The 23,488-nt window shown below is 64.1% G+C and carries 23 protein-coding genes; 6 read left to right on the top strand and 17 right to left on the bottom strand.

Annotated elements, in window-relative coordinates:
• Positions 1-52 precede the first annotated feature (52 nt).
• From I6L33_RS07130 to nudE, 3 genes are all read right to left on the bottom strand, one after another.
• The gene (locus I6L33_RS07130; RefSeq protein WP_216973798.1) at positions 53-1,324 is read right to left on the bottom strand and encodes an aromatic amino acid transport family protein; all 1,272 of its coding nucleotides are present in this window, start codon (positions 1,322-1,324) and stop codon (positions 53-55) included.
• Positions 1,325-1,736: 412 nt separating this feature from the next.
• Complete coding sequence (gene cysQ / locus I6L33_RS07125; protein WP_005308514.1) at positions 1,737-2,549, bottom strand: 3'(2'),5'-bisphosphate nucleotidase CysQ; 813 nt, start codon at positions 2,547-2,549, stop codon at positions 1,737-1,739.
• A 35-nt stretch (positions 2,550-2,584) separates the two neighbouring features.
• Complete coding sequence (gene nudE / locus I6L33_RS07120) at positions 2,585-3,193, bottom strand: ADP compounds hydrolase NudE (protein ID WP_017765235.1); 609 nt, start codon at positions 3,191-3,193, stop codon at positions 2,585-2,587.
• Positions 3,194-3,331: 138 nt separating this feature from the next.
• On the opposite strand from nudE, the gene yrfG reads away from it, so the two are divergent.
• On the top strand, positions 3,332-4,000 hold the full coding sequence (gene yrfG, locus I6L33_RS07115; protein WP_139725798.1) for a GMP/IMP nucleotidase: 669 nt from the start codon (positions 3,332-3,334) through the stop codon (positions 3,998-4,000).
• Positions 4,001-4,069: 69 nt separating this feature from the next.
• Here yrfG and I6L33_RS07110 read toward each other — a convergent pair whose 3' ends face one another.
• On the bottom strand, positions 4,070-5,176 hold the full coding sequence (locus I6L33_RS07110) for an NADH:flavin oxidoreductase (protein WP_216973797.1): 1,107 nt from the start codon (positions 5,174-5,176) through the stop codon (positions 4,070-4,072).
• A 115-nt stretch (positions 5,177-5,291) separates the two neighbouring features.
• Between I6L33_RS07110 and I6L33_RS07105 the strand changes: the two genes are divergently transcribed.
• On the top strand, positions 5,292-6,197 hold the full coding sequence (locus tag I6L33_RS07105) for a LysR family transcriptional regulator (protein ID WP_216973796.1): 906 nt from the start codon (positions 5,292-5,294) through the stop codon (positions 6,195-6,197).
• On the opposite strand, the gene tyrS is transcribed toward I6L33_RS07105, so the two are convergent.
• Positions 6,192-7,457 (bottom strand): tyrosine--tRNA ligase, encoded by a 1,266-nt coding sequence (gene tyrS / locus I6L33_RS07100; RefSeq protein WP_216973795.1) that lies wholly within the window; start codon positions 7,455-7,457, stop codon positions 6,192-6,194. The genes I6L33_RS07105 and tyrS overlap by 6 nt on opposite strands.
• A 161-nt stretch (positions 7,458-7,618) precedes the next feature.
• On the opposite strand from tyrS, the gene I6L33_RS07095 reads away from it, so the two are divergent.
• A complete protein-coding gene (locus tag I6L33_RS07095; RefSeq protein ID WP_216973794.1) occupies positions 7,619-8,434 on the top strand; it encodes a helix-turn-helix transcriptional regulator in 816 nt (271 codons plus the stop codon).
• A 60-nt stretch (positions 8,435-8,494) separates the two neighbouring features.
• On the opposite strand, the gene exeN is transcribed toward I6L33_RS07095, so the two are convergent.
• From exeN to exeC, 12 genes are all read right to left on the bottom strand, one after another.
• Positions 8,495-9,250 carry a GspN family type II secretion system protein ExeN gene (exeN, locus tag I6L33_RS07090; RefSeq protein ID WP_017783584.1) on the bottom strand — a complete coding sequence of 252 codons (756 nt, stop codon included), beginning with the start codon at positions 9,248-9,250 and terminating at the stop codon, positions 8,495-8,497.
• A gap of 61 nt (positions 9,251-9,311) precedes the next feature.
• Positions 9,312-9,803 (bottom strand): GspM family type II secretion system protein ExeM, encoded by a 492-nt coding sequence (gene exeM, locus I6L33_RS07085; protein WP_216973793.1) that lies wholly within the window; start codon positions 9,801-9,803, stop codon positions 9,312-9,314.
• On the bottom strand, positions 9,800-10,984 hold the full coding sequence (gene exeL, locus I6L33_RS07080) for a GspL family type II secretion system protein ExeL (RefSeq protein WP_017783585.1): 1,185 nt from the start codon (positions 10,982-10,984) through the stop codon (positions 9,800-9,802). Before exeL ends, exeM begins: the two co-directional genes overlap by 4 nt.
• Before the next feature lie 119 nt (positions 10,985-11,103).
• On the bottom strand, positions 11,104-12,129 hold the full coding sequence (gene exeK / locus I6L33_RS07075) for a GspK family T2SS minor pseudopilin variant ExeK (protein ID WP_216973792.1): 1,026 nt from the start codon (positions 12,127-12,129) through the stop codon (positions 11,104-11,106).
• Entirely contained in the window at positions 12,119-12,766 is a 648-nt protein-coding gene (gene exeJ / locus I6L33_RS07070; protein WP_095591953.1) for a GspJ family T2SS minor pseudopilin variant ExeJ, read from the bottom strand. The genes exeK and exeJ overlap by 11 nt, the downstream gene beginning before the upstream one ends.
• A 44-nt stretch (positions 12,767-12,810) precedes the next feature.
• Positions 12,811-13,170 (bottom strand): type II secretion system minor pseudopilin GspI, encoded by a 360-nt coding sequence (gene exeI, locus I6L33_RS07065; protein ID WP_216973791.1) that lies wholly within the window; start codon positions 13,168-13,170, stop codon positions 12,811-12,813.
• Complete coding sequence (gene exeH / locus I6L33_RS07060) at positions 13,167-13,730, bottom strand: GspH family T2SS minor pseudopilin variant ExeH (protein ID WP_017765227.1); 564 nt, start codon at positions 13,728-13,730, stop codon at positions 13,167-13,169. The genes exeI and exeH overlap by 4 nt, the downstream gene beginning before the upstream one ends.
• 47 nt (positions 13,731-13,777) lie before the next feature.
• On the bottom strand, positions 13,778-14,209 hold the full coding sequence (exeG, locus tag I6L33_RS07055; protein ID WP_005308483.1) for a GspG family T2SS major pseudopilin variant ExeG: 432 nt from the start codon (positions 14,207-14,209) through the stop codon (positions 13,778-13,780).
• A 116-nt stretch (positions 14,210-14,325) separates the two neighbouring features.
• Positions 14,326-15,546: a GspF family T2SS innner membrane protein variant ExeF gene (gene exeF / locus I6L33_RS07050; protein ID WP_011704542.1), complete on the bottom strand. Its 1,221-nt coding sequence runs from the start codon at positions 15,544-15,546 to the stop codon at positions 14,326-14,328.
• A 1-nt stretch (position 15,547) separates the two neighbouring features.
• A complete protein-coding gene (exeE, locus tag I6L33_RS07045; RefSeq protein WP_216973790.1) occupies positions 15,548-17,053 on the bottom strand; it encodes a GspE family T2SS ATPase variant ExeE in 1,506 nt (501 codons plus the stop codon).
• Entirely contained in the window at positions 17,053-19,086 is a 2,034-nt protein-coding gene (gene exeD, locus I6L33_RS07040; protein WP_216973789.1) for a GspD family T2SS secretin variant ExeD, read from the bottom strand. The genes exeE and exeD overlap by 1 nt, the downstream gene beginning before the upstream one ends.
• A gap of 21 nt (positions 19,087-19,107) precedes the next feature.
• Positions 19,108-19,956 (bottom strand): GspC family type II secretion system variant ExeC, encoded by an 849-nt coding sequence (gene exeC, locus I6L33_RS07035; protein ID WP_302054596.1) that lies wholly within the window; start codon positions 19,954-19,956, stop codon positions 19,108-19,110.
• A gap of 214 nt (positions 19,957-20,170) precedes the next feature.
• Here exeC and hslR point away from each other — a divergent pair, with 214 nt between their 5' ends.
• The 3 genes from hslR (at position 20,171) to pckA (ending at position 23,337) form a co-directional block, all read left to right on the top strand.
• The gene (gene hslR, locus I6L33_RS07030) at positions 20,171-20,569 is read left to right on the top strand and encodes a ribosome-associated heat shock protein Hsp15 (protein WP_017783591.1); all 399 of its coding nucleotides are present in this window, start codon (positions 20,171-20,173) and stop codon (positions 20,567-20,569) included.
• A 108-nt stretch (positions 20,570-20,677) separates the two neighbouring features.
• Entirely contained in the window at positions 20,678-21,562 is an 885-nt protein-coding gene (gene hslO / locus I6L33_RS07025; RefSeq protein ID WP_216973788.1) for an Hsp33 family molecular chaperone HslO, read from the top strand.
• 149 nt (positions 21,563-21,711) lie between these two features.
• A complete protein-coding gene (gene pckA, locus I6L33_RS07020) occupies positions 21,712-23,337 on the top strand; it encodes a phosphoenolpyruvate carboxykinase (ATP) (protein ID WP_216973787.1) in 1,626 nt (541 codons plus the stop codon).
• The last annotated feature ends 151 nt before the right edge of the window (positions 23,338-23,488 follow it).

The raw sequence follows: 23,488 nt of genomic DNA, 5'->3' as shown, positions 1-23,488 counted from the left end.
AAGAGAGGCGACCCTGGGGTCGCCTCTCTCTTTTGCGGCTGGTTGCTCGCCGTTACTTCAGCAGGCTGAAGATCAGCGCCGACACCGCCAATGAACCGGTCAGCAGGATGAAGCCGTTGGCCCAGCGGTGGCGGAAGCGGGCCAGCGCCTCCACCTTGTAGATGGCCACCACCGGCATGATGAACAGGATCATGGCGATCACCGGGCCAGAGAGGGTCTCCATCAGCCCCAGGATCCCCGGGTTGATGATGGCGGCGCCCCAGATGGAGAAGAACATCAGGGCGATGCCGAGCCGGTCTGCCTTGACCAACGACAGGCCGGTGGGCTTGGCGATCAGGCTTTTCAGACTCTCGCGGGCACCGAGGAAGTGGCCGAGGAAGGAGGAGCTGATGGCGATGAAGGCGATGAGTGGCCCCAGGGTCACGATCACCGGGTTGTCGGTGATGTTGGCGAGATAGGAGAGCACGGAGACGTTCTGGGCCTTGGCCTCGGCCAGCTGGGCCGGAGAGAGGCTCAGCACGCAGGAGAAGACGAAGAACAGCACGAAGCCCACCAGCATGACGGTGGTGTTGCGCAGGATCAGGCTGCTCTTGGCTTCCGCCTGCTCGCCGTACTCCCGGCGCTGCACGTTGGCAAAACCGGAGATTGCGGCGGCGTGGCTGAAGGCGAACACGGTGACCGGCAGCGCCAGCCAGACGGTGTTGAGGAAGCTGCCGCCCTCCAGGCTGCCCAGCTGCGGCCACTGCCACTGGGGGATCAGGTAGCAGGAGAGCGCCGCCAGGATGGCCGCCAGCGGATAGACCATGACGGCAAAGGCGCGCAGCATCGCCTTCTCGCCGGCCAGCATCACGGCGATCATGGCGAACACCAGCAGGCCGGAGAGCATCACCCGGTTCGGGGCATCCATGCCGAGCTGATTGATCATGAAACTCTCCACCGTGTTGGTCAGCCCGACCCCGTAGATGAGCAGGATCGGGAAGATAGAGAGGAAATAGAGCGCCGAGATGAGGCGGCCGGCCATCTTGCCGAAGTGCTCCTGGGCCACCTCGGTGAAGTCGGCGTGGGGGCGCGACGAGGAGAGTACGAAGCGCGCCAGCCCGCGGTGGGCCAGGAAGGTCATGGGGCCGGCCAGCACGGCGACTATGATGAGAGGCCAGATCCCGCCCAGACCCAGATTGATGGGCAGGAACAAGATGCCGGCGCCGACGGCGGTGCCAAACAGGCTGATGACCCAGTGGGTGTCGTGGCGACGCCAGGGGGTGGCGCTGACGGTGGTGGAGCAGGAACCGGACAGCTCCTTGGTGACGTCTACAGATAAACTCATTACTAATTCACTTTTTGTCAGTGTTTTAATCTGAGTTCATTGTGGTTTATCGGGATTTAATTCTCAAAAGTCCACCCTGAAACATATCACTACCATTACGGGCTTCAGCCAGTGAGATTGGGAATGGAATCGAGATCACATAAATGAGTAAAACTAAATATTGTTAAATTTACGAAATTTAAAACCAAATTTTCATTCATGGTCAATTTTTTATTTTGGCCAAATGATCGTTTGCAGAATTACCTGAAAAATCGTGCCATTCCACCGCTCTCTCTTGTGATGATTCACTATCATTCCCACGCTTTGCCAGCGGATATTTCTGTTCATTCCCGATGAAACCAGCGGATCACACCAAGCAATCAAGCGGCCATGGGGCCGCCTGATTGCCGTCAATGATGACCTGTTCACCCACTCAGTGCGCCAGAATGCTGCCCCAGGCGAGATCAGGATCCCCCATCACGATGAAGTCCGGGTTTTCCAGCGACTCCGTCTCGTTGTAGCGCAGCGGCTGCAGCGCCAGGCTGAGGATGCGGCCACCGGCCGCCTCGACGATGCACTGGGCGGCGGCGGTGTCCCACTCGCCGGTGGGGCCGAGCCGCACGTAGCAGTCGGCCGCCCCTTCCGCCACCAGACAGGACTTGAGGGAGCTGGAGCCGAGCGGGATCAGCTCGTAGTTGATGGCCGGGTTGAGGCGGCGGGTCAGGTTCTCCAGCTTCTGGCGGCGGCTGATGGCCACCACCAGCGAATCGGGCTGATCGTGCTCGTGGTGCATGGCGCTGATGGGGTGCACCTCGCCGTTCGCCTCCTTGAAGGCGCCATGGCCGCGCACCGCCCAGTAGAGCACGTCCGACTCGGGGGCATAGATGACACCGAGTACCGGCACATTGTCCTGTACCAGGGCGATCAGGGTGGCGAAGTCACCGCTGCCGGCGATGAATTCGCCGGTGCCATCGAGGGGATCCACCAGCCAGTACTGACGCCAGTTGGCGCGCTGACTGAAGGGGATGTCGGCCGCCTCTTCGGTCAGCACGGGAACATGGGGAGTGAGCGCCGACAGCGCCTGTTTGAGGTAGGCATCGGCAGCAAGATCGGCACTGGTGACCGGGGTCGCATCCTCCTTCAGCTGACGCTCGAACTGACCGCCGTGATAGATTTCGTGAAGGATCCTGCCCGCTTCGCGCGCGATCTCCTTGACCCCCGGCACCCAGGCCAACAACTCCTGCATCTTGTCATCCTCTGTATTCAAACTGCCCCTGCGGGCTACTCTGCCTGCTCCGCCAGCCAGCGTTGGGCCAGCAGCAGCGCACTGATGCTGCGCGACTCCGTGAAGTCGGGGCGCGCCAGCAATTCGTCGATCCGGTTCAGCGGCCAGGGGATCACCTCGAGGGGCTCGGGCTCGTCCCCCACCCGCTGCTCGGGGAAGAGATCTCGCGCCAGCAAGATGTCCATCCGGCTGGAGAAGTAGCCCGGCGCCAGCGACACCTGCTTGAGCAGGGTCAGGCTGTTGGCCCCGAAGCCCGCCTCCTCCATCAGCTCCCGGTTGCCCGCCTCGAAGGCATCTTCGCCCGGGTCGATCAGTCCCTTGGGAAAGCCCAGCTCGTAGGAGTGGGTGCCCGCCGCGTACTCGCGCACCAGCAGCAGGGTGTGGGCATCAAACAGCGGCACCACCATGACGGCGCCCCGGTTGCCGCCACGCATCCGCTCGTAGACCCGCTCCTCGCCGTTGGAAAACTTGAGGTGGAGCGACTCCACCTTGAACAGCCGGCTCTCGGCCACGATCTCGGCCTTGAGGATCTCCGGCTTGCTCTTGTCGTGCGCCATGGTGTCGACGCTGAGGTGGACGGGTTTGCGTTGGTGGTGATCACTCATCGGGGCTGGCTGCTCGTTAAAAAATCGTGTTTCAAGAGTAAACGACTCCCCTCTCGAACACCACGGGGCAAGGGTGGGAAAGCGGCGGGAAAAATCCGTTATAATGCCCGCCCGTTTCGACCCGACCACCGAGGCCCCATGCCGACCCCACTGCCCTGGCACCAGATAGATACTGTCCTGCTCGATATGGATGGCACCCTGATCGACCTCCATTTTGACAACCACCTCTGGCAACAGCTGGTCCCCGAGCGCTATGCCGAGCGACTCGGCCTGCCGCTGGCCGAGGCCAGAGTGCAGATCGAGGCGCACTACCAGGCCGTCAGCGGCACCCTCGACTGGTACTGCGTGGATTACTGGAGCGAGACGCTCGGGCTCGACATCCGCGCCTTCAAGCAGGAGATCCTGGAGAAGATCCAGTGGCGCCCCAACGTCATCCCCTTCCTGGCCGCTCTCAAGGCCGCCGGCAAGCAGCTGGTGCTCTTCACCAATGCCCACCCCGCCAGCCTGTCGGTGAAGGATGCGCACCTCGGCCTCGCCGAGCACCTCGATCTGATGGTGAGCACCCACGAGCTGGGCTGGTCGAAGGAGAGCCAGCACTGCTGGCAGGCACTGGCCGAGCGGCTGGCGTTCGACCCGGCCCGCACCCTGTTCGTGGATGATAGCGAGCGGATCCTGCGCGCCGCCGCCGATTACGGCATCGGCTACCAGCTCGCCATCCAGAACCCGGACAGCCGGCAGCCCGAGCAAAGCATCACCGCCTTCCCGGCGATCCGCGACTACGCCGAGCTGTTGCCCCTCGGCACCTGACACGCTCAAGGCCCTCATCGCGAGGGCCTTGTCATATCGGCTCAGCGGCCAATCTGCTTATTAAAGCCCTCAAGCTGCATCGCGCGGGGCCAGTACCCCCATGCCGGCCAGGTAGTCGAGGGCGTTTGGGGTGAAGCCGATCTCGGCGAGGTGCGCCGCCGTGAAGGGTGCGCGCAGCAGGGGCAGGCCGCGGCTCACCCGTTCCATCCAGTCCGGATTGCCGATCGCTGCCGTGCCCACCGCCACCAGATCGGCGCCGCCGGCCAGAGCCAGCTCGGCCGAGGCGGCGTCGCTAATCTTGCCCGCCACCATGAGCGGCACCCGCCCGGCCAACCCGACCCGCACCGCCTCCAGCAGGGCGCCGCCGTCGGGATCCCCCGCCACCGCCTTGAAGCTGTCCCCCATGGAGAAGTGCAGGTAGTCGATCCCCTCGTCCGCCAGCAGGAGCGCCACCGCCAGCTGATGGGGCAGTTCGATGCCCTGGATATGGGCATAGCTCTCGGGGGAGAGGCGCACCCCGATCAGGAAGCCCTGGGGCAGGCGGGCGCGGATGCCGCGCACTATCTCCACCAGGATCCGCGCCCGGTTGGCGATGCTGCCACCCCAGCGGTCGGTACGCCGGTTGTGCAGGGGGTTGAGGAAGTTGCAGAGCAGGAAGTTGTGGGCCCCGTGCAGCTCGACCCCGTGCAGGCCGGCGCCATGAGCCCGTTCGGCGGCGCGCACGAAGGCTTCAATGAGCGTAAGAATCCCCTCCTCGCTCAGCTCCTTGACCCCGAGGGGGTAGCGCCCACCCGGCGCCAGCTCGCACGGGCCGACCGGCGCCCCGCCGTTCAGCTCGGGCAAGGCCCGCATCCCGCCGTGATGCAGCTGCACCACCGCCAGCGCCCCGGCCTGCCGCGCACTGTCGGCCAGGGCCGTGAAGGCCTGCTGCTGGGTGTCGGTCATCAGGGCCGGCTGTCCCGCCCAGCAGCGTCCGCCAGGCTGCACCTGGGTAGCGGCGGCGATGAGCAGGCCGAAACCGCCCCGGGCGCAGCGCGCCAGCCAGTCGAGCTCGGCCTGAGCGGGATCGCCGCCGGCCCCGCTCATGTTGTGGGTCAAAGGGGCCAGCACGGCCCGGTTTTTGAGCCGCAATCCGGCTCGCTCGAAGTGGAAGCTGTCGCCAAGTGCCTTGTTCATCGCCCTCTCCCGGGATCGCAATGGAATGCCGCCACTATAAACCGGGACAATCAGGATATAATCAGGCACACAAGCAAGGCATTCATTCCCAGCAAGACACAATAGGTCACCCCTCATGCGTCACCACAAGCTCGACACCCTCTACCTGATGCGCCTGCTGGTCGCCATCGTCCGCTGCGGATCCTTCGCCGCGGCGGCGGCCCAGCTCGGCATCACCCCGAGCAAGGCCTCCAAGGATCTGCGCCACCTGGAGCAGAGCCTCGGCAACACGCTCCTGAGCCGCACCACCCGCCGGGTGCAGCTGACCGACGCGGGGGAGCTCGCCTACCGCCAGGCCGACCAGATGATCGCCCTGCACGAGCAGTTGCTGGACGGCCTGCAGCGCCGCCGCTCGGCCCTGTGCGGGGAGCTGCGCATCACGGCGCCGGATCTGTGGGGCGAGGTGGTGCTGACCCCGGTGCTGCTGTGCTTTCGCGCCGACAACCCCGAGGTGCGGATCATCGCCGACTTCAGCAATACCCCGGCCGACCTGCTGCGCGACAATTTGCATGTGGCGTTTCGCAGCACCGAGCTCGGCACTCAGCCCTATCTGGCGCGCCCCATCGTGGTGGACGATCTGGTGCTCTGCGCCAGCGCCGACTACCTGGACCGCCACCCGCCCTTGCGCGAGCCGCAGGATCTGCAGCAGCACCCCCTCATCACCCGCTGCCAGGAGTACAGCCGCCACGAGCGCTGGACCCTGCTTGCCCAGGGACGCGAGATCCCGCTGGAAGTGGCGGGCGAGCTGGCCTTCAGCAGCAAGAAGGCGATTCACCAGGCGATGCGCCAGGGGCTGGGGATAGCCCGCCTGCCGCGCTACCTGGTGGCGGCCGAGCTGGCCGAGGGGGTGGTGCGCGAGGTGCTGCCCGACTTCCGTCCCAAGGGGGCCCATTTCTATGCCCTCTACACCCAGCGCCGAGCCGAGTCGGCCCTGGTCGGCCACTTCCTCGACTACGTCATCGAGGCGCTCACCCCCTCATGAGCGGATCACCAGGTGGTACTGCTTCTTGCCCCGGCGCAGCAGCAGATAGCGGCCAAACAGCCAGTCGCCGTCGGTCACTGGCTCATCCTGGCGGATCGCACCGTTGAGGCTGACCGCCCCCGCCGCCAGCAGCTCGCGGGCGATGCGCCTGGAATTCGCCAGGCCGCACTCCACCAACAGGGTCACCAGATCCATTTCCCCCTCGATGGGGCTGCTCGGCAGGCCATCCTGGGCCAGCTGGGCCAGATCGCTCTCGCCGAGGCGCGCCACGTCACCGCTGAACAAGAGCTCGCTGATGCGCCGCGCCGCCGCCAGCGCCCCCTTGCCGTGCACCAGCTCGGTCAGCTCGTCCGCCAGCACCTGCTGGGCCAGCTTGCGCCCCTGCCGCTTCGCATCCTCCGCCTCCAGCGCCTCAATCTCGGCCAGCGCCATAAAGCTGTAGTAGCGCAGGAAGCGGTAGACATCCTCGTCCGCAGTGCCGAGCCAGAACTGGTAGAAGGCGTAGGGCGAGGTGAGCGCCGGATCGAGCCAGATTGCGCCCCCCTCGGTCTTGCCGAACTTGGTGCCATCGGCCTTGGTGATGAGCGGCAGGGTCATGCCATAGACCTGGGCCTGATTGAGCCGACGGGTGAGATCCATGCCGCTGGTGATGTTGCCCCACTGGTCGTTGCCGCCGATCTGCAGGGTGCAGCCGAGGCGCTGGTATAGCACCGCGAAGTCCTGGGATTGCAGCAGGGCGTAGGAGAACTCGGTAAACGAGATCCCCTGATCCGGGCGGGCGAGGCGCTGGCGCACCGATTCGCGGGCCAGCATGGCGTTGACCGAGAAGTGCTTGCCGATGTCCCGCAGAAAATCGAGGGCGGACATCTGCCCCATCCAGTCGGCGTTGTTGACCAGCAGCGGCGCCGCCAGCCCGTCGCTGGCCGGCAGCAGCGCTTTTATCTGGGCCGACAGGCTGGCTACCCAGCCCTGCACCGTCTCGGCGCTGTTGAGGTTACGCTCGCTCGCCTTGAAGCTGGGATCGCCGATAAGGCCGGTGGCCCCCCCCACCAGCGCCACCGGGGTGTGGCCGGCGAGCTGGAAGCGGCGCAGCATCAGCAGTGGCACCAGATGGCCGATATGCAGGCTGCCAGCGGTGGGATCGAAGCCGCAGTAGACGGTGCGCGGGGTGGCTAGATGATCGCGCAGCGCCACCGGGTCGGAATTCTGGGCCACCAGGCCGCGTTGGGTCAGCTCATCGAGCAGGTGGGGGTTGATCATGGGTTCTCCAACAGCAGGGGAAAAGCCCACATCCTCGCCGCTCCGGCGCGCGCCGAATATGTCCCCCAGGGGACAGTTTTGCCACTCTCGTGCTAGCATCCGGCCATAGTGTGGCCATCGCACGACCATCGCGGGAAGCCCGCCACCCGGAACTTATCGCCATGACCCAACGCCTCACCGCATATTCGCTGACCACGAACCTCACCGCCGTCGTCGATGCCCTGCACGGCAGCGCCTTCCCGGCAGCCCTGGTGCACCTTATCCAGCAGCAGGTGGCGTTCGACTGCGCCCTGCTGCTCGGGGTGGGGCAGCGACCCGTTTACCTCTATGACAACCTGCACCACCAGCGGGCCCTGCTGTTCGATCGCTACCTCACCCGCCACTTCAGTCAGGATCCCTTTATGCAGGCGCTGGAGCAGGGTCTAGGGGCCGGGGTCTGGACGCTGGCGCAGGTGTCGCGCGGGCGGCTCGATCCCGAGTATCGCCACCACTTCTATCAGGCCACCGGCTGGCAGGAGGAGGTGGGGCTGATCCTGCCGGTGCGCGGCGGCCTCACCCTGATGCTGTTTCTCGGGCGACTCGACAAGCGCAGTTCCCTCAGCCGTGACGAGCTGGCTAGGCTGGAGGCGCTGTTTCCACTGGTCCATTCGCTGTGCCGCCAGCACTGGCGGGAGGGAGCCGCGTTGCTGGCCCAGAGTCCGGCGCTACCGGGTGGCGCCGATCTCAAGGCGACCGTGGAGCAGGCCATCGCCAGCGTGGGGGGCGCAAGCCTCACCCGCCGCGAGCGTCAGGTGGCGGGATTGCTGTTGCAGGGGCTGGATACCGAGGCCATTGCCGGAGCGCTTGGCATCGGCAGCGGCACGGTGAAGAATCATCGCAAGCACCTCTACGCCAAGCTGCACCTGCGCTCGCGGGCCGAGCTGTTCCGCTTCTTTCTCAATCACCTCATCACGGCGCCGGCCGCCGCGGCCCCATAACGACACCACCCCGCCGGGGCGGGGTGGTGTTGATGCTTGCCAGCTCAGACGGCAACGCCGTCAGATACGGCCCTGGTAGCGCAGCGGGAAGCGCCCCTGCCCATCGGGCTGGCCGAGGAAGGGCAGCCCCTGCTTCATCTGCTCAGGCAGTTCAGGCCCGGGTTTCAACGTGCCCTGGAACAGGTACTGGCGATTGGCCTGCAGCTCCAGCTTGCCCTGCACCTGTACCGCCTCCGAGCCCTGCTTGAGCTCGGCCACCAGCCGGGAGTCGATGCAGGTCAGCTTGATCTCGGGATCCCCCAGCACCAGCTTGCCGGCCGGGGTATCGGCATCGGCCCCGTACCAGTAGAGGTTGCCGTAGAGGTTGTCGCACCAGGGGTTGCCCTGGGCAAACTGATCGAGCTTGAGCTGCAACTGGCCAGCCACCGTCACCGGCACGGGCAGCTGCATCGGCACCCGCGCCAGCAGCCAGGGGGCCGGCACGTTGAGGGTGATGTCGCGGCCAAAGGCGGCGCCGCTCCAGCCGACCACCCCCTGCCCGTTGAGGCCGCTGCGCTCACCAAAGCGCAGGGAGACCTCAGGGGCAAAACGCAGCAGCGACCAGCCGTTGAGCTCCCAGCGCAGCTGGGTCAGCGACTCGCTGGCGTATTGCAGGCGGGCAACCTGGCCGCTCCAGAGGGTGCCGCTCACCCCTTCCAGCTGCACCAGGGGCGGCAGCGGCAGGTGGCGCACTACCAGAGAGGCCGGCAGCTTGGCCAACAGGAAAACCAGATAGGCCGCCAGAAACAGCACGGCAATCAGCACTCTTTGCTTCATAGAAAACGACTCGACTACAAACGCCCGTTCAGGCGCATGGCCCTGCTCGGGACGCGTGGTTTCATTGGGGACGGCTCAGTTGCAAGCGGCGTACCTTGACCAGACCGGGCGCCAGATTCTCGCTGGCCAGCTCGATCACCTGTACCTGCACGCCATGGCGATCCGCCAGGGTCGCCAGCCAGATCAGCAGATCATCGAACGCCACCGTGTCGATCCATACCTGCAGCTCCTGGCCCTGGGGCTGCAGCCGGGCAATCTTGATCTTCTGGTTGAAGGCGGTGCGGTTGACCACCCCTTCCAGGGTGCCACTGGTATCGAGCTGGCGGCCCTGGCCACCCTGCAGCGCCAGCACCTCTTCACCCTTCTCTTTCAGCCAGGCGAGAGTCTGCTGCTGGCTCAATACCTGCCGCTCGCGCTCGTCGATGCGGTTGCCGATGGGCTGCCAGATGACCCAGTAGCAGAAGCCGATCAAAAGTACGCTGCCACCCACCGCCACCAGCCGCTGCTCGCGGACGCTGATGCTCCGCCACCAGCCTTGTAGTTTGTCCATCATGATGATTTACCCTTCAGCACCAGTGCCCCTTCAACCTTGCCTTCGGTGCTGCGCACCTCTCCCTGCTGCACCTCGAAGCGCTTGCCGGCCAGCTCGCGAAAACGCTCGATCTCGGCAAAACCGGGGGCCGTCACCTGCAGCCTGAGCTCGCCGCGAGCCGCGTCAAAACGCAGCACCTCGGGCTTGAGGCCGGGCACTTCGGCAAAGGTGGGGGCCAGCTCGGTCAGCACCATCAACACCCCGTCCTGGGGCGTCTGCCCCAGTTGCTGGAGGTGCTGGGTCATCTGGCTGCGCACGTTGACGATGCGGCTCTCCCCCGGGAAGATCCGGGTGTAGACCTGCCGGATCTCCGCCTTGAGCGCCTTGTCCTGCTCCGCCAGCTGGTAGAGCTGCACGCCGCGCTGGGCAAACGCCACCACCAGCAGCGCCCCGGCCACCACCGCTACCTTGCGCCACTGCTGCCAGTAGCGGGAGTATTCGGTCTGCGGCCGGTAGGGCCCCTGCAGCAGGTTGGCCTGACTGGCGAGCGCGCCCCGGGCCAGCAGCAGCATGGGCAGCTCGGGATCGGCCGCCTGCCAGCTGGCCGCCGCAATGGCCGGCGGCGGGGTATGGCTGTGAATGGTCACCGGCGCCGGCTCCGCCGCCAGCAACATGGCCAGCAGCGGCTCGTCGGCGACGATGCCCTGACAGGGCCCCTGGCGCAGCAGCCACTCCTTGCCCAGCTGCAGCGCCGACCAGCCGTCGGTCGCCTGCGGCAGCGCCAGCACGTCCGGCAGCAGCTGCCGGCTCTTGAGACCGGCCTGATCCAGCCAGCCAAGCCAGGTCTGCATCTTCTCCTTGTCGACCGCCATCAGGTCCACCTCGTGACCCTGATGGCCCAGCACCACCAGGTGCAGCTCATCCACGTCGGAGGCGATTTGCTCCTCTAGCAGATAGGGAAGCGCTGCCGCACTCTGGCGGCTGTATTTGCCCGGCAGGCTCACCCGCCGGAAGATAAGATCGCTGCCGGGCACCAGCACCACCGCCGGGCGGCCACCGGCCCGCTCCTGCAGTTCGCCAAGGGCATGGGCCGAGGCCAGGGTACCGGAGGCGATCACCTCCTCCTCCCCGCCCGACCACACCAGCCACTCGACCGGCTGCTGCGCATTGGTCCCCAGACGGATGACCAGACTCTCGCTCACTAATGTCTCTCCTGCCATGCTCGCTCGCATCCCTCTGGATGGGCGGGCGCGCAGCCATGGGCTGCAGTCCAATCGGGGGATGGCGCGGGCCGGCCAACGACCGTCACCCGCCTCCCTTGTTATTCGGCGCCGCCGTTCAGACGGCGCAGCATCACCAGCTTGTTGTCCTTGCCGCGCACGAAGACGCTCTCCAGCCTGGCCCGGGTGTCACCCACCTCGGCAAGCAGCCTGGCCTCGAAATAGCTGCTCTTGACGTCCAGCGCCGCATCCAGCCCCGGAATGGAGCTCACCTGCACCGGCATCTGGTCCGTCATCTCCTTCTTGTTCTTCCACCCCTTCTGGGGACGGCTGGCCAGCACCCGCTTGGCATCGTCCAGCCCCACCTTGTCCAGATAGAGTGCCACCAGCAGGGCCGACTGCTCCGGCCGGATGGTGTTGACGTTCACCACCAGCTTGTCGTTGGGCAGGGCGCACACATAGGGCGCCAGCCGGGCATACAGTTTGGCGCTCACCCCGCGCACCGCTCGCAGCTCGTCGGTGCCGAGCATCCACTGGTTGGCGGTCAGATAAGGGGGGGTGAGCCCTTCGTAATAGGCATCCTCGGCGCCGTAGCTCGACACCAGCACGGTATCCTTGTCGGTCCAGTCGCGGATGGCATCGGTCAGCTGCACCGCCTCGTAATCTTCCACCTCGAGCTGCTTGAGCAGCGCCTTGAACACCTTGACCGGATAGGGCTGCTTCTCCAGATCGTCGCCGCTGATCCCGTCCTTCAACGGCACGCTCAGGCTGTTGAGGTTGAAGCAGGATTGCAGGTCTCGCACCCTGCCGGTGAGCTTGCCGTCATCCACCGGGAAGACCGCATCCTGGCGCGCCCAGTTCTGCCCCAGGCTGACCACGTTGGGGTCATCCTTGAAATCCTGGGCCAGCACCTTGCTCACCAGCGCCTCCGCCGACATGGCATACCACCAGGCCTGCTTGCCGGCGGTGAGATTGGCGGTGCGGCGCAGCTCCAGCTGCAACCGGCCGCTCATGTTGCTGGCGATGATCACCATCACCGACAGGATGAGCAGCACCACCAGCAGGGCCATGCCCCCCTGGCGGCCCGGAGTGGTGCGGGATCGGCCCCGGCCGCGCTTAATTGCCATTGTCCGCTCGCTGGCCGCCGGCGCCGATCAGGAACTGGCGGCGAATGGTACCGTAGTCTTCAAGATCCAGCTCCACCGCCAACCCGTAGGGCAGCACGTTGCGCTGGGTCCACTCCTCTTTCCAGCTGCCCTTGTCGTAGAAGTAGAGTCGCAGCGCCGTCACCCGATCCAGCATCGGCTGAATGCGCGGCTCGGTGCCGATCACCGGATCCGGGTAGAGGTAGCTCAGCCGCTCCAGCTTGTGATCCTTGAGCCGCCAGCCGACCCGCTGCAGGCCGGAGCGCGGCAGCATGCCATCGGGGTTGAGCCAGCCGCCGCGCATGAAGGCCATGCCCCAGTCGTCGCTCTGCTGGCCGAAGCGGGAGGCCGCCAGCAGCACCTTGTTGCTCTCGCCGTCGATGCGGCCGCTGCGCGGCACCATCTGGGTGACGTCCCGCTCCAGCACGGAGAAGGCCAGCTGCAGTTCGGAGAGACGTGCCTCCTTGCGCTTGGCCACCTCGTCGCTGGTGAGCACTCCTTGCAGCACCTGATAGGCGCCCAGGCTCAGGCCGGCGAAGATGGCGATGGCCACCAGCATCTCCAGCAGGGTAAACCCCGTCTGACGCCGGCTAATGGAGAGACGTTGGTGAATGTTCATCGGCTGATGCCGGCTCCGGCTTATGGAGACACCTTGATGCAGGTTCATCGGCTGATATAAGTCCGGATCATGGCCACCGGGCTGTCGGCCTTGGGCGCAGAGCGCACTTCCATGTCCAGCGCCTTGAAGTTGCTGTCGGCGGTGGCGACGCCGCGATAGCGCCAGTACCAGGTCTGGCCCGCCATCTGCTCGTCCCCCTCCACCCAGCTGTCACCGGGCCACTTGGCTTCGAGCTTCTGCTGCACCAGCTGGTTCTCCACCACCCAGGTCGCCAGGGTCTTCTGTTCCAGATAGTTGAGGCCGGAGAGGTGCTCGCTGGCGGTCTTCATCACCGCCAGCCCGGCGATGGCGAACACCGCCAGCGCCACCATGACTTCCAGCAGGGTCATGCCGCGGGCGTTCATTCCTCTTCCTCCTCGTCCTGCAGCAGGCGCAGGCGGCCGAACTCGTCCGCCTTGACGGTGCGCACATAGCGCTGATCGTCGTCCTGCTGGGTCAGGGTCAGCACGAAGGGGGTCAGCTCGCCACCGGGAAAGATGAACACCTGGGGCGTGCGCTCCTTCTCGTCGCGCCCCTTCTCGTACTTCTCGTCGGAGTCGGTCCGCCAGCTGAAGCCCTCGAGCTCGATGGCCAGCTGCATGTTGTCGGGCAGCTCGACCCGATCCAGCAGCTTGTCGCCGCTCATCACCTGCCACTTGCGATCCTTGGCCGCGCGCTGCATGAACTGCCAGCCGTTGTCCTCCACCCGCAGGCCCACCAGCCGCCCATCCATCACCGAGTACTCCTGCGCCTGCTGCAGCACGGCCATGAAGCGGCGCGCCTGCTTGTCGAGCTCTCTATCCCCCCTGGCGCCGCCCATGCTGAGGGTGACGGCAGTGGCAACCAGCCCCATCAGCATGGCGACCAGCAACACTTCCAGCAGGGTAAAACCGGCCTGGCGACGGGCAGAAGAGGCCACCTTCATTCAGGCAGCCTCGGCATGTCTCGGTGAGCGCGACGCGGCGGGATCACTTATTGGAAGTCCTTCAGGTTCCAGTTGCCGATGTCGTCATCGGTACCGGCTTCGCCATCCAGCCCCATGGAGAAGATGTCGATCTTGCCGAACTGGCCCGGGCTCAGCATCTGGTACGGGTTGCCCCAGGGATCCTGCGGCAGGCGCTTGATGTAGCCCCCTTCCCGGTAGCTGCGCGGCTCAGGTGCGGCGGTCGGCTTGTTGACCAGCGCGTCCAGCCCCTGCTCTGTGGTCGGGTAGCGGTTGTTGTCCAGCTTGTACATGTCGAGGGCGTTTTCCAGCGCCACTATGTCGGAGACCGCTTTCTGCTGGTCGGCCTTCTCCTTGTTGCCCATCAGGTTGGGCACCACCAGGCTGGCCAGGATCCCCAGGATCACGATGACCACCATCACTTCCAGCAGGGTAAAACCCGATTGACGACGCTTTTGCATGACTTACTCCCTCACGAAATGAGATGGCATGAACCATCAACGATTAACTGTTAAACCACGATCGCTCGATTGGATGGGTAGGTTCGAATAGCGAAGCGTATTCGAACGTCCGAACCTTACAGATTCACCATGTTGTTGAGCTCCAGGATCGGCTGCAGGATCGACATCACGATAAACAGCACCACCCCGGCCATGGAGACCACCAGCATGGGTTCGAACACCCCGAGGGCGATGTTCACCTGGGTTTCGAACTCCCGATCCTGGTTGTCTGCCGCCCGCTCCAGCATGTTGTCGAGCTCGCCGCTCTGCTCGCCGGAGGCGATCATGTGCAGCATCATGGGCGGAAAAATTTTGGTTTCATCCAGCGACTTGCGCAGGCTGGTCCCCTCCCGCACCCGCTCGGTGGCCTCACCGATGCGCATGCGGGCAAAGTCGTTGGAGAGCACTTCGCCAGAGATCTTCATCCCCTCCAGCAGCGGCACGGCGCTGGCGTTGAGGATGCTCAGGGTGCGGGCGAAACGGGCGGTGTTGAGACCGCGGCTGACCCGACCGATCACCGGCAGGCGCAGGATCAGCTGGTGCCAGTGACGGCGACGCTTGTCGTCGGTCAGCCACCAGCGCCAGACAAAGCCGCCCACCAGCAGCAGCAACAGGAACCAGAGGCCGTAGTGCTGCATCAGCTCGCTGGTACCGATGAGGAAGCGGGTGGTGGCCGGCAGTTGCTGGCCCATGTGTTCGAACTGGGCCACCACCTTGGGCACCACGGCGGTGAGCAGGATGGAGATGACGCCGATGGCGACGCAGGTCAGTACGATGGGGTAGATCATCGCCTGCAGCAGCTTGGTGCGCATGTGCTGACGCTGCTCGGTGTAGTCGGCGAGGCGGTTGAGCACCTTCTCCAGGTGACCGGACTTCTCGCCGGCCGCCACCATGGAGCGGAACAGCTGATCGAACACATGGGGGAAGGCCGCCAGCGAATCGGCCAGCGAATAGCCCTCCACCACCTTGCTGCGCACCGTGGCTACCATGCTGCGCAGATGAGCCTTCTCGCACTGCTCGGCGACGGCCTTGAGCGCCTCTTCGATGGTAAGGCCGGCCCCCACCAGGGTCGCCAGCTGGCGGGTGATCATCGCAAGCTCGGCGGTGCTGGCACCACGGCGGAACAACACGAAGCGGTTAGCCTCGCGCTTGGCCTTCTCGGTGGTCTCGTTCACCTCGAGCGGGGTCAGCCCCTGCTCGCGCAACAGCTGGCGTACCTGGCGGGCGGAATCCCCCTCCAGCACGCCGCTCTTGTTGCGTCCCTTACCGTCGAGGGCCTTGTATTCGAATGCTGCCATCTCAGTCTTCCCGGGTCACGCGCAGCACCTCTTCGAGGCTGGTCTGCCCCTTGAGTACCTTGTCGATGCCGTCGCGGCGGATGCTGGGGGTGTGACCCCGGATCAGCCGCTCGATGGCCAGCTCGCCGCTGGCGCTGTGGATCGCCTCGCGCACCGCTTCGTCGATCACCACCAGCTCGTGGATGCCGGTCCGGCCGCGATAGCCGGTGTGGTTGCACTGCTCGCAGCCCACCGGCCGCCACACCTGCTGATCCGGCGCCAGTTCGATGCCCATGGCCAGACGCTCCTGCTCGGTGATGGGGCGCGGGGCGCGGCAATCGGGGCAGAGGGTGCGCACCAGCCGCTGGGCCAGTACCGCCAGCAGTGACGAGGAGAGCAGGAAGGGCTCGATGCCCATGTCCCGCATCCGGGTGATGGCGCCGATGGCGGTGTTGGTGTGCAGGGTCGACATCACCAGGTGACCGGTCAGCGACGCCTGCACCGCGATCTGGGCGGTCTCGAGGTCACGGATTTCCCCCACCATCACCACGTCCGGATCCTGACGCAGGATGGCGCGCAGGCCGCGGGCGAAGGTCATGTCCACCTTGCTGTTGACCTGGGTCTGGCCCACCCCTTCGAGGTCATATTCGATGGGGTCTTCGACGGTCAGGATGTTGCGATCCCGCGAGTTGATCTCGGAGAGGGCCGCGTAGAGGGTGGTCGACTTGCCCGAACCGGTCGGGCCCGTCACCAGAATGATGCCGTGAGGCTTGCGAATAAGTTCGCTGATGATGTTGCGGTTGGCCAGCGTCATGCCAAGCTGCTTGAGCTCCAGGCGCACGTTGTTCTTGTCGAGCAGTCGCAATACCACCCGCTCGCCATAGCTGGACGGCATGGTGGAGACCCGCACGTCCACCGCCCGGCCGCCGATGCGCAACGAGATGCGACCATCCTGCGGCACCCGCTTCTCGGCGATGTCCATGCGCGACATCACCTTGATGCGCGACACCAGCAGGGAGGCGAGCTTGCGATGGGGGCGCAGGATCTCCCGCAGCACCCCATCGATGCGAAACCGGATCACCAGGGCCCGCTCAAAGGTCTCGATGTGGATGTCGGACGCCTCTTCTTTTATCGCCTCACTCAGCATGGCGTTGATGAGGCGAATGATGGGGGCGTCGTCGTCGGCGTCCAGCAGGTCTTCGCTCTGGGGCAGCTCTTCGGCCAGCGCGAAGAAGTCCATCTCGTTGCCGAGATCCTCCATCAGCTGGCGCGCCTCGGAGGAGTCGCGCTGGTAGTGGGCCATCAGCAGCTCTTCGAAGGTCTCGCCGTCCATCTGCTCCACCGTGAAGGCGCAACCCGCCACCCGCCGTACTTCCAGCAGGGTTTGCGGCGTCACGCCCTGGCGGCAGAGCAGCACCGGGGCCCCCTGCCGCTCGGTCAGGATCACGCCGAAGTTGCGGGCGAAGGCAAACGGCAGCTCGGGCAGGGCTGCCGGCATGTCGACGCCATCCAGCTGGTATGCTGCCATTACTTGTTACCCACGAATGGCTGGGACCCGCCGCTCGTCTGCGGGGCCGACTGCATCTGCTGGATCTGCTTCTGCGCCTCGGGCGACATGGTCACGTCCTGGCCGTACTGGGGCAGCACCTGGCGCTTGGGCGAGGTCAGATACCCCTCCTGCGCCGCCGCCTCCTGCTGCTCGGAGCGGAACTGGGAGTACTTGTTGCTGGAGATACCGCTGTAGACATCGGCATCACGCAAAATGGTGGGTCGGATAAAGACCATCAGATTGCGCTTGGAGGTCGAGTTGGAGGTAGAGCGGAACAGATAACCCAGCACCGGGATGTCGCCGAGCAGCGGCACCTTGGAGACCTTCTCCTGGGTCTTCTCGTCCATCAAGCCACCCAGCACTACTGTCTCGCCGCTCTTCACCAGCACCGCGTTCTTGATGGTACGGGTATCGAAGGTCGGGCCCAGCGTGCTGGTGCCGGGAGCCTGGGTCTGCGCCACACTGGAGACCTCCTGCTCGATGTTGAGCAGCACGGAATCCCCCTCGTTGATCTGCGGCGTCACTACCAGCTTGGTACCCACCGTCTTGCGCTCGATGGTGTTGAACACCTGATCGCTGGTGGTGGAGCTCTGGGAGCCGCTCTGCACCGGCACTTCCTGGCCGACGTTGAATGAGGCTTCCTTGTTGTCCATGGTGACGATACTCGGCGTGGAGAGAATATCGTTCTTGGTATCGGTCGACAGGGCCGTCACCAGCGCGGCCCAGTTACCCTTGTAGAAGCCGGCCGCCATACCGTTGAAATCCTTGGCCAGCGAGGCCAGGCCGGTGGTGGTCCCGTTATCCTTGTAATCCTTGGCGGCGATGGCCACCGAGCCGATGGGCAGTTTGGTGTCGGTAAACTGGGTGCCGCCGCCATTGGTGTTGGCCCACTGAACCCCGAGGTTGAGGCCGTCGCCATCGGCGATCTCGACGATGATCGCCTCCACCAGCACCTGGGCACGGCGAATGTCGAGCTTGGCGACCACCTGCTCCAGCTCGGCCATCACGTCCGGCTGGGCGGTGATCACCAGCGCATTGGTGGTCTCGTCGGCGGAGATGGCCAGTTTGCCACCGCCGATGCTGGCACCGCCACCGCCTGTGGTGGTGGCCGCGCCGCCCTTCTTGTCCGCCTCGATGCTGGAGCTGACGCCTTTGAGCACCTCCACCAGATCCTTGGCCTTGCCGTACTTCAGATAGAAGACCCGGGTGTTGCCCTGGCTCTGCAGGTCACGGTCGAGCTGGTGCACCATCTGGATGATGCGGGCGCGCGCCTTGGGCTCGCCGCTCACCACCACCGAGTTGGTGCGCTCATCGGCCACCACCTTGGGGGCCAGCAGCAGGGAGGTGTTGCCGCCCTGGTTGTTGCCGTCCTTGTTGAGGTTGGTCACCAGCCGCACCATCTCGCCGGCGGAGGCGTACTTGAGCTTGACGATGTCCACTTCCTGGTCGCCCGCCTTGTCGACCCGGCGCACCACTTCCACCAGCCGGTTGACCACGGCGGCGCGGCCGGTGATCAGCAACACGTTGGAGGGGTCGTAATGGACCACGTTGCCGCCGCCGGCGTTGTCGTTGAGCTGGCGCAGCAGCGGCGCCAGTTCGCGCACCGAGACGTTGCGCACCGGCACGACCCGGGTCACCATCTCGTCACCGCTGCCGGGGTTGCTCTCGTCCACCACCGGGATGGCGGAGGTCTTGGCATCCTTGGAGCGCACCACCTTGAGCACGCCGTTGTCCATCGGGACCACGGCGAAGCCATAGACGTCGAGCACGCTCAGGAAGAACTGGTAGTACTGGTCTTCGTTGAGCAGGTCATAGCTGCGGACGTTGATCTTGCCGCGCACCGAAGGCTCGATGATGATGGTCTTGTTCAGGTTCTTGCCGACCGTGTTGATGAACTCTTCGATGTCGGCATTCTTGAAGCTGGCGGAATATTCGGTGGCCCAGGCAGAGCCTGCCATCATCAGCGCCGCAGCCACGGTGGCCAGACGCCAGCCCTTCCCTTTATTTCTCATTCTTGGTGCTACTCCAAATCATTATTCTGACAAGCCGACATAAACGTCGTAGAGCTGTCCTTGCCGCTCGACGGTGACGGTCATTTCCGTTGCGCCAGCCACCTGCTGCATCGCCTGCATGGCCTGAGCGTTATCCCGCAGATCCAGCCCGTTGATGCTGACCGCCATATCGTTGGCGACCAGCCCCAGTTGATTGAACAGTTCCGGATTGCTGCCCGGATTGAGGCGATAGCCGACCATGCGGCCATCGACCCGGACCGGGGAAATATTGAGGTAATCGGTGATCTTGCCGGGGTTGCCCATCAGCTCGTTGCGTACCGAGGAGAGCTTGCTGTCCTGGTTGCCCGGCTTGGGCAGCGGCTTGCCGTACTCCTCCCCGTCCAGCATCAGGGTCTCATCACGGCCGTCCCGCTCGATGATGACCCGATCCGGGAACACCTGGCGGATCTTGGCCTGGGTACCATCGATGAGATCACCGATGCCGTAGGAGTTCTGCAGCCCGTTGTGGGCGATGATGGCAATGGATTTGGCGGGATCCGAGCTCGCCAGCACGCCGTTCAGCTGGGCGTTGAGCTGGGTCTTGGGAGCATCGGCTGCGACAACATCGGCCGCCTGGGCCTGCTGTTTGGCCTTGCCGAACAGCGCCAGCCGGCTGACGCCGCTCAGGTCGAGCCGGTTTGCACCCTGGCTCTGATTGGCGACCACCGATGGTTGCCAGGACTGGCTGACGGGCCGGCTGCCGAGATCCAGCAGACGCCAGGTGAGACCGGCACACTGGTGGGCCAGCAACAGCAGCAGAAGCCAGAACAGAGGCTGGCTGAAACGGGAGAGTGGCACGGTTTTACAACGGGCCAGAAGGGAGCTCAACAAGTCATCCCTGAACGGTAGCGTCATGTTTATCAATATTTTCTGGCATCCAAATCGGTTGGCTATTGTGTACGGCAATGGACCCAGAGACAACCGACCGGATGGGAGTAAGCTGCGAAAATTGACATTCCGTCACACCCTTGGGCCCCCTGTTTCTATCCCGGGGCCCGCCTCTGGTATAATCAGGCACCCCTTTCAGCCATTCCGGAGTCGATTCATGCCGAACCCCGCAGAAATCCCAACCCAGGTCCGTCTCGACAAGTGGTTGTGGGCGGCACGTTTTTACAAGACCCGCAGCCTGGCCCGTGACCAGATTGAAGGGGGCAAGGTGCACTACAACGGCCAGCGCAGCAAGCCAGGCAAGCATGTCGAGGTCGGCGCCCTCATTCGTTTCTGGCAGGGCCAGGACGAGCGGGAGGTGCGGGTGGTCGAGGTGAGCGAGCAGCGCAAATCCGCCCCGCTGGCCCAGCAGCTCTATGAAGAGACCGAGGCCAGCCTGAAACGACGGGCGGAAAACAGCGAGGCACGCCGCTTCAACAGCCAGTTTGCCCCGAGCCCCGAGCGTCGCCCCGACAAGCAGGAGCGGCGCCAGCTGATCAAGGTCAAGCAATATTGACCCGCCAAGATGGCCCTTTTATGACGACAGATGGCGGAATAAGTTCCTAACCACCTGTTTATTAATGTTTTTATCTATTTACCCCACCGAAGAACCCAGGAATGCATGATGAGTAACCAAGATCTCCTGTATCGCTATCTGTTCGAAGAGTACGAAGTCCGGGGCGAACTGGTCCAGCTGGACCACACCTACCGCCACGTGGTGGAGGCTCAGAACTACCCGGTACAGGTGCAAAAACTGCTGGGTGAACTGCTGGTCGCCACCAGCCTGCTGACCGCCACCCTCAAGTTCGAAGGCTCCATCACGGTACAGCTGCAGGGCAACGGCCCGGTACGGCTGGCCGTCATCAACGGCGACAACAACCAGCAGCTGCGCGGCGTGGCCCGCTACGAGGGTGAACTGCCGAGCGACGGCAAGCTGCAGAGCCTGATCGGGGAAGGCCAGCTGGTCATCACCATCACCCCGGAGCAGGGTGAACGCTATCAGGGCATCATAGCGCTGGACGCCGACACCCTGGCCGGCTGCCTGGAGCAGTACTTTACCCAGTCCGAACAGCTGGCGACCAAGCTCTGGATCCGCACCGGCTACCACGAAGGTGCGCCGCGCGCTGCCGGCATCCTGCTGCAGGAGCTGCCCGCCCAGAGCGAGGATCACGGCGACGACTTCGAGCACCTGACCCAGCTCACCAGCACCATCAAGGATGAAGAGCTGTTCGGTCTGGAAGCGGAAGAGATCCTCTACCGTCTCTACCACCAGGACAAGGTGCGGGTGTTCGATCCGCAGGCGGTCGAATTCCGCTGCACCTGCTCCCGCGAGCGTTGCGAAGGGGCCCTGTTGCAGATCGAGAAGGAAGAGGTAATGGAGATGGTGCAGGAGCTCGGCAAGATCGACATGCACTGTGATTATTGTGGCGCCCAGTACGAATTTGACGGGATCGATGTCGAAACCCTGTTCAGCGGGGCTCCCGGTAATGATGCAAACAAGTTACACTAATTGAAGGCGGGCAAAACCCGCCTTTAACTTAAATAACAAAAAAATACCCTATTTTATAAAGTTTGATGGCGATCGCTAAACTCTACCACCTAAGTGATAGGATGAACGCCAGATAGAACCCTACCAACCTCTGAACCCAGGAGAATACAATGACAATCGTGGCAGAACCCACCCTGGCCCAACAATTAGGACTGGACCAGTACGGTATCAAGAACTCCACTGAAATCCTGCGCAACCCTTCCTACGACCAGCTGTTCGCGGAAGAGACTCGTGCCGACCTGGAAGGGTTCGAGCGCGGCGTGGTGACCGAACTGGGGGCCGTCAATGTCAATACCGGCATCTTCACCGGCCGCTCCCCGAAAGATAAATATATCGTCAAAGACGCCACTACCCAGAATACTGTGTGGTGGTCTGACCAGGGTAAAAACGATAACAAAGCCATCAGCCCGGAAGTGTGGTCACATCTGAAATCCCTGGTGACCAAGCAGCTCTCCGGCAAGCGCCTGTTCGTGGTGGACGGCTTCTGCGGTGCCAACCCGGACACCCGCCTGGCCGTGCGCATCATCACCGAGGTGGCCTGGCAGGCTCACTTCGTGAAAAACATGTTCATTCGCCCGAGCGATGAAGAGCTGAAAACCTTCAAACCGGACTTCGTGGTGATGAACGGTGCCAAGTGCACCAACCCGAACTGGAAGGAGCAGGGTCTCAACTCCGAGAACTTCGTCGCCTTCAACCTGACCGAGAAGATCCAGCTCATCGGCGGCACCTGGTACGGTGGCGAGATGAAGAAGGGGATGTTCTCCATGATGAACTACTTCCTGCCCCTGCGCGGCATCGCCTCCATGCACTGCTCCGCCAACGTGGGTCAGGACGGCGACGTGGCCATCTTCTTCGGCCTCTCCGGCACCGGCAAGACCACCCTCTCCACCGATCCCAAGCGTCAGCTGATCGGCGATGACGAGCACGGCTGGGACGACGACGGCGTGTTCAACTTCGAAGGGGGCTGCTACGCCAAGACCATCAAGCTCTCCAAGGAAGCCGAGCCGGACATCTACAACGCCATCCGTCGCGATGCGCTGCTGGAGAACGTGACCGTGGCGGCCGACGGCACCATCGACTTCGATGATGGCTCCAAGACCGAGAACACCCGGGTCTCCTACCCCATCTATCACATCGAGAACATCGTCAAGCCGGTCTCCAAGGCGGGTCACGCCACCAAGGTGATCTTCCTGACCGCCGACGCCTTCGGCGTGCTGCCCCCGGTCTCCAAGCTGACCAAGGAGCAGACCAAGTACCACTTCCTGTCTGGCTTCACCGCCAAGCTGGCCGGTACCGAGCGCGGCATCACAGAGCCGACCCCGACCTTCTCCTCCTGCTTCGGCGCGGCCTTCCTCTCCCTGCACCCGACCAAGTACGGTCAGGAGCTGGTGAAACGGATGGAAGCGGCAGGTGCAGAGGCCTATCTGGTCAACACCGGCTGGAACGGCACCGGCAAGCGCATCTCCATCAAGGATACCCGCGCCATCATCGACGCCATCCTGGATGGCTCCATCGAGAAGGCCGAGACCAAGGTGCTGCCGATCTTCAATCTGGAAGTACCGACCGCCCTGCACGACGTGAACCCGGCGATCCTCGACCCGCGCGACACTTACGCCAACAGGGCCGAGTGGGATGCCAAGGCGCAGGATCTGGCCCAGCGTTTCATCAAGAACTTCGAGCGCTTCACCGACAACGACGAAGGCAAGCGTCTGGTCGCAGCGGGTCCGCAGCTGTAACAGCGACCCCGTTCACAACCCATCTCATACCGGTCAGCCCAGCTGACCGGTATTTTTTTGAGCAGAGCGCGGCGTTTGACTCCCGCCAAACCTTGCCTTGTGGGCCCTTGCGCGTTAGATTCAGCCCAACTTTATACAATATACAATTTTG

The organism is Aeromonas sp. FDAARGOS 1403, from assembly GCF_019047325.1.
Classification (GTDB): Bacteria; Pseudomonadota; Gammaproteobacteria; order Enterobacterales; family Aeromonadaceae; genus Aeromonas; species Aeromonas dhakensis.
Note: the sequence above shows the minus strand (reverse complement) of the source record. Positions and strands in the feature narration are given on the sequence as shown.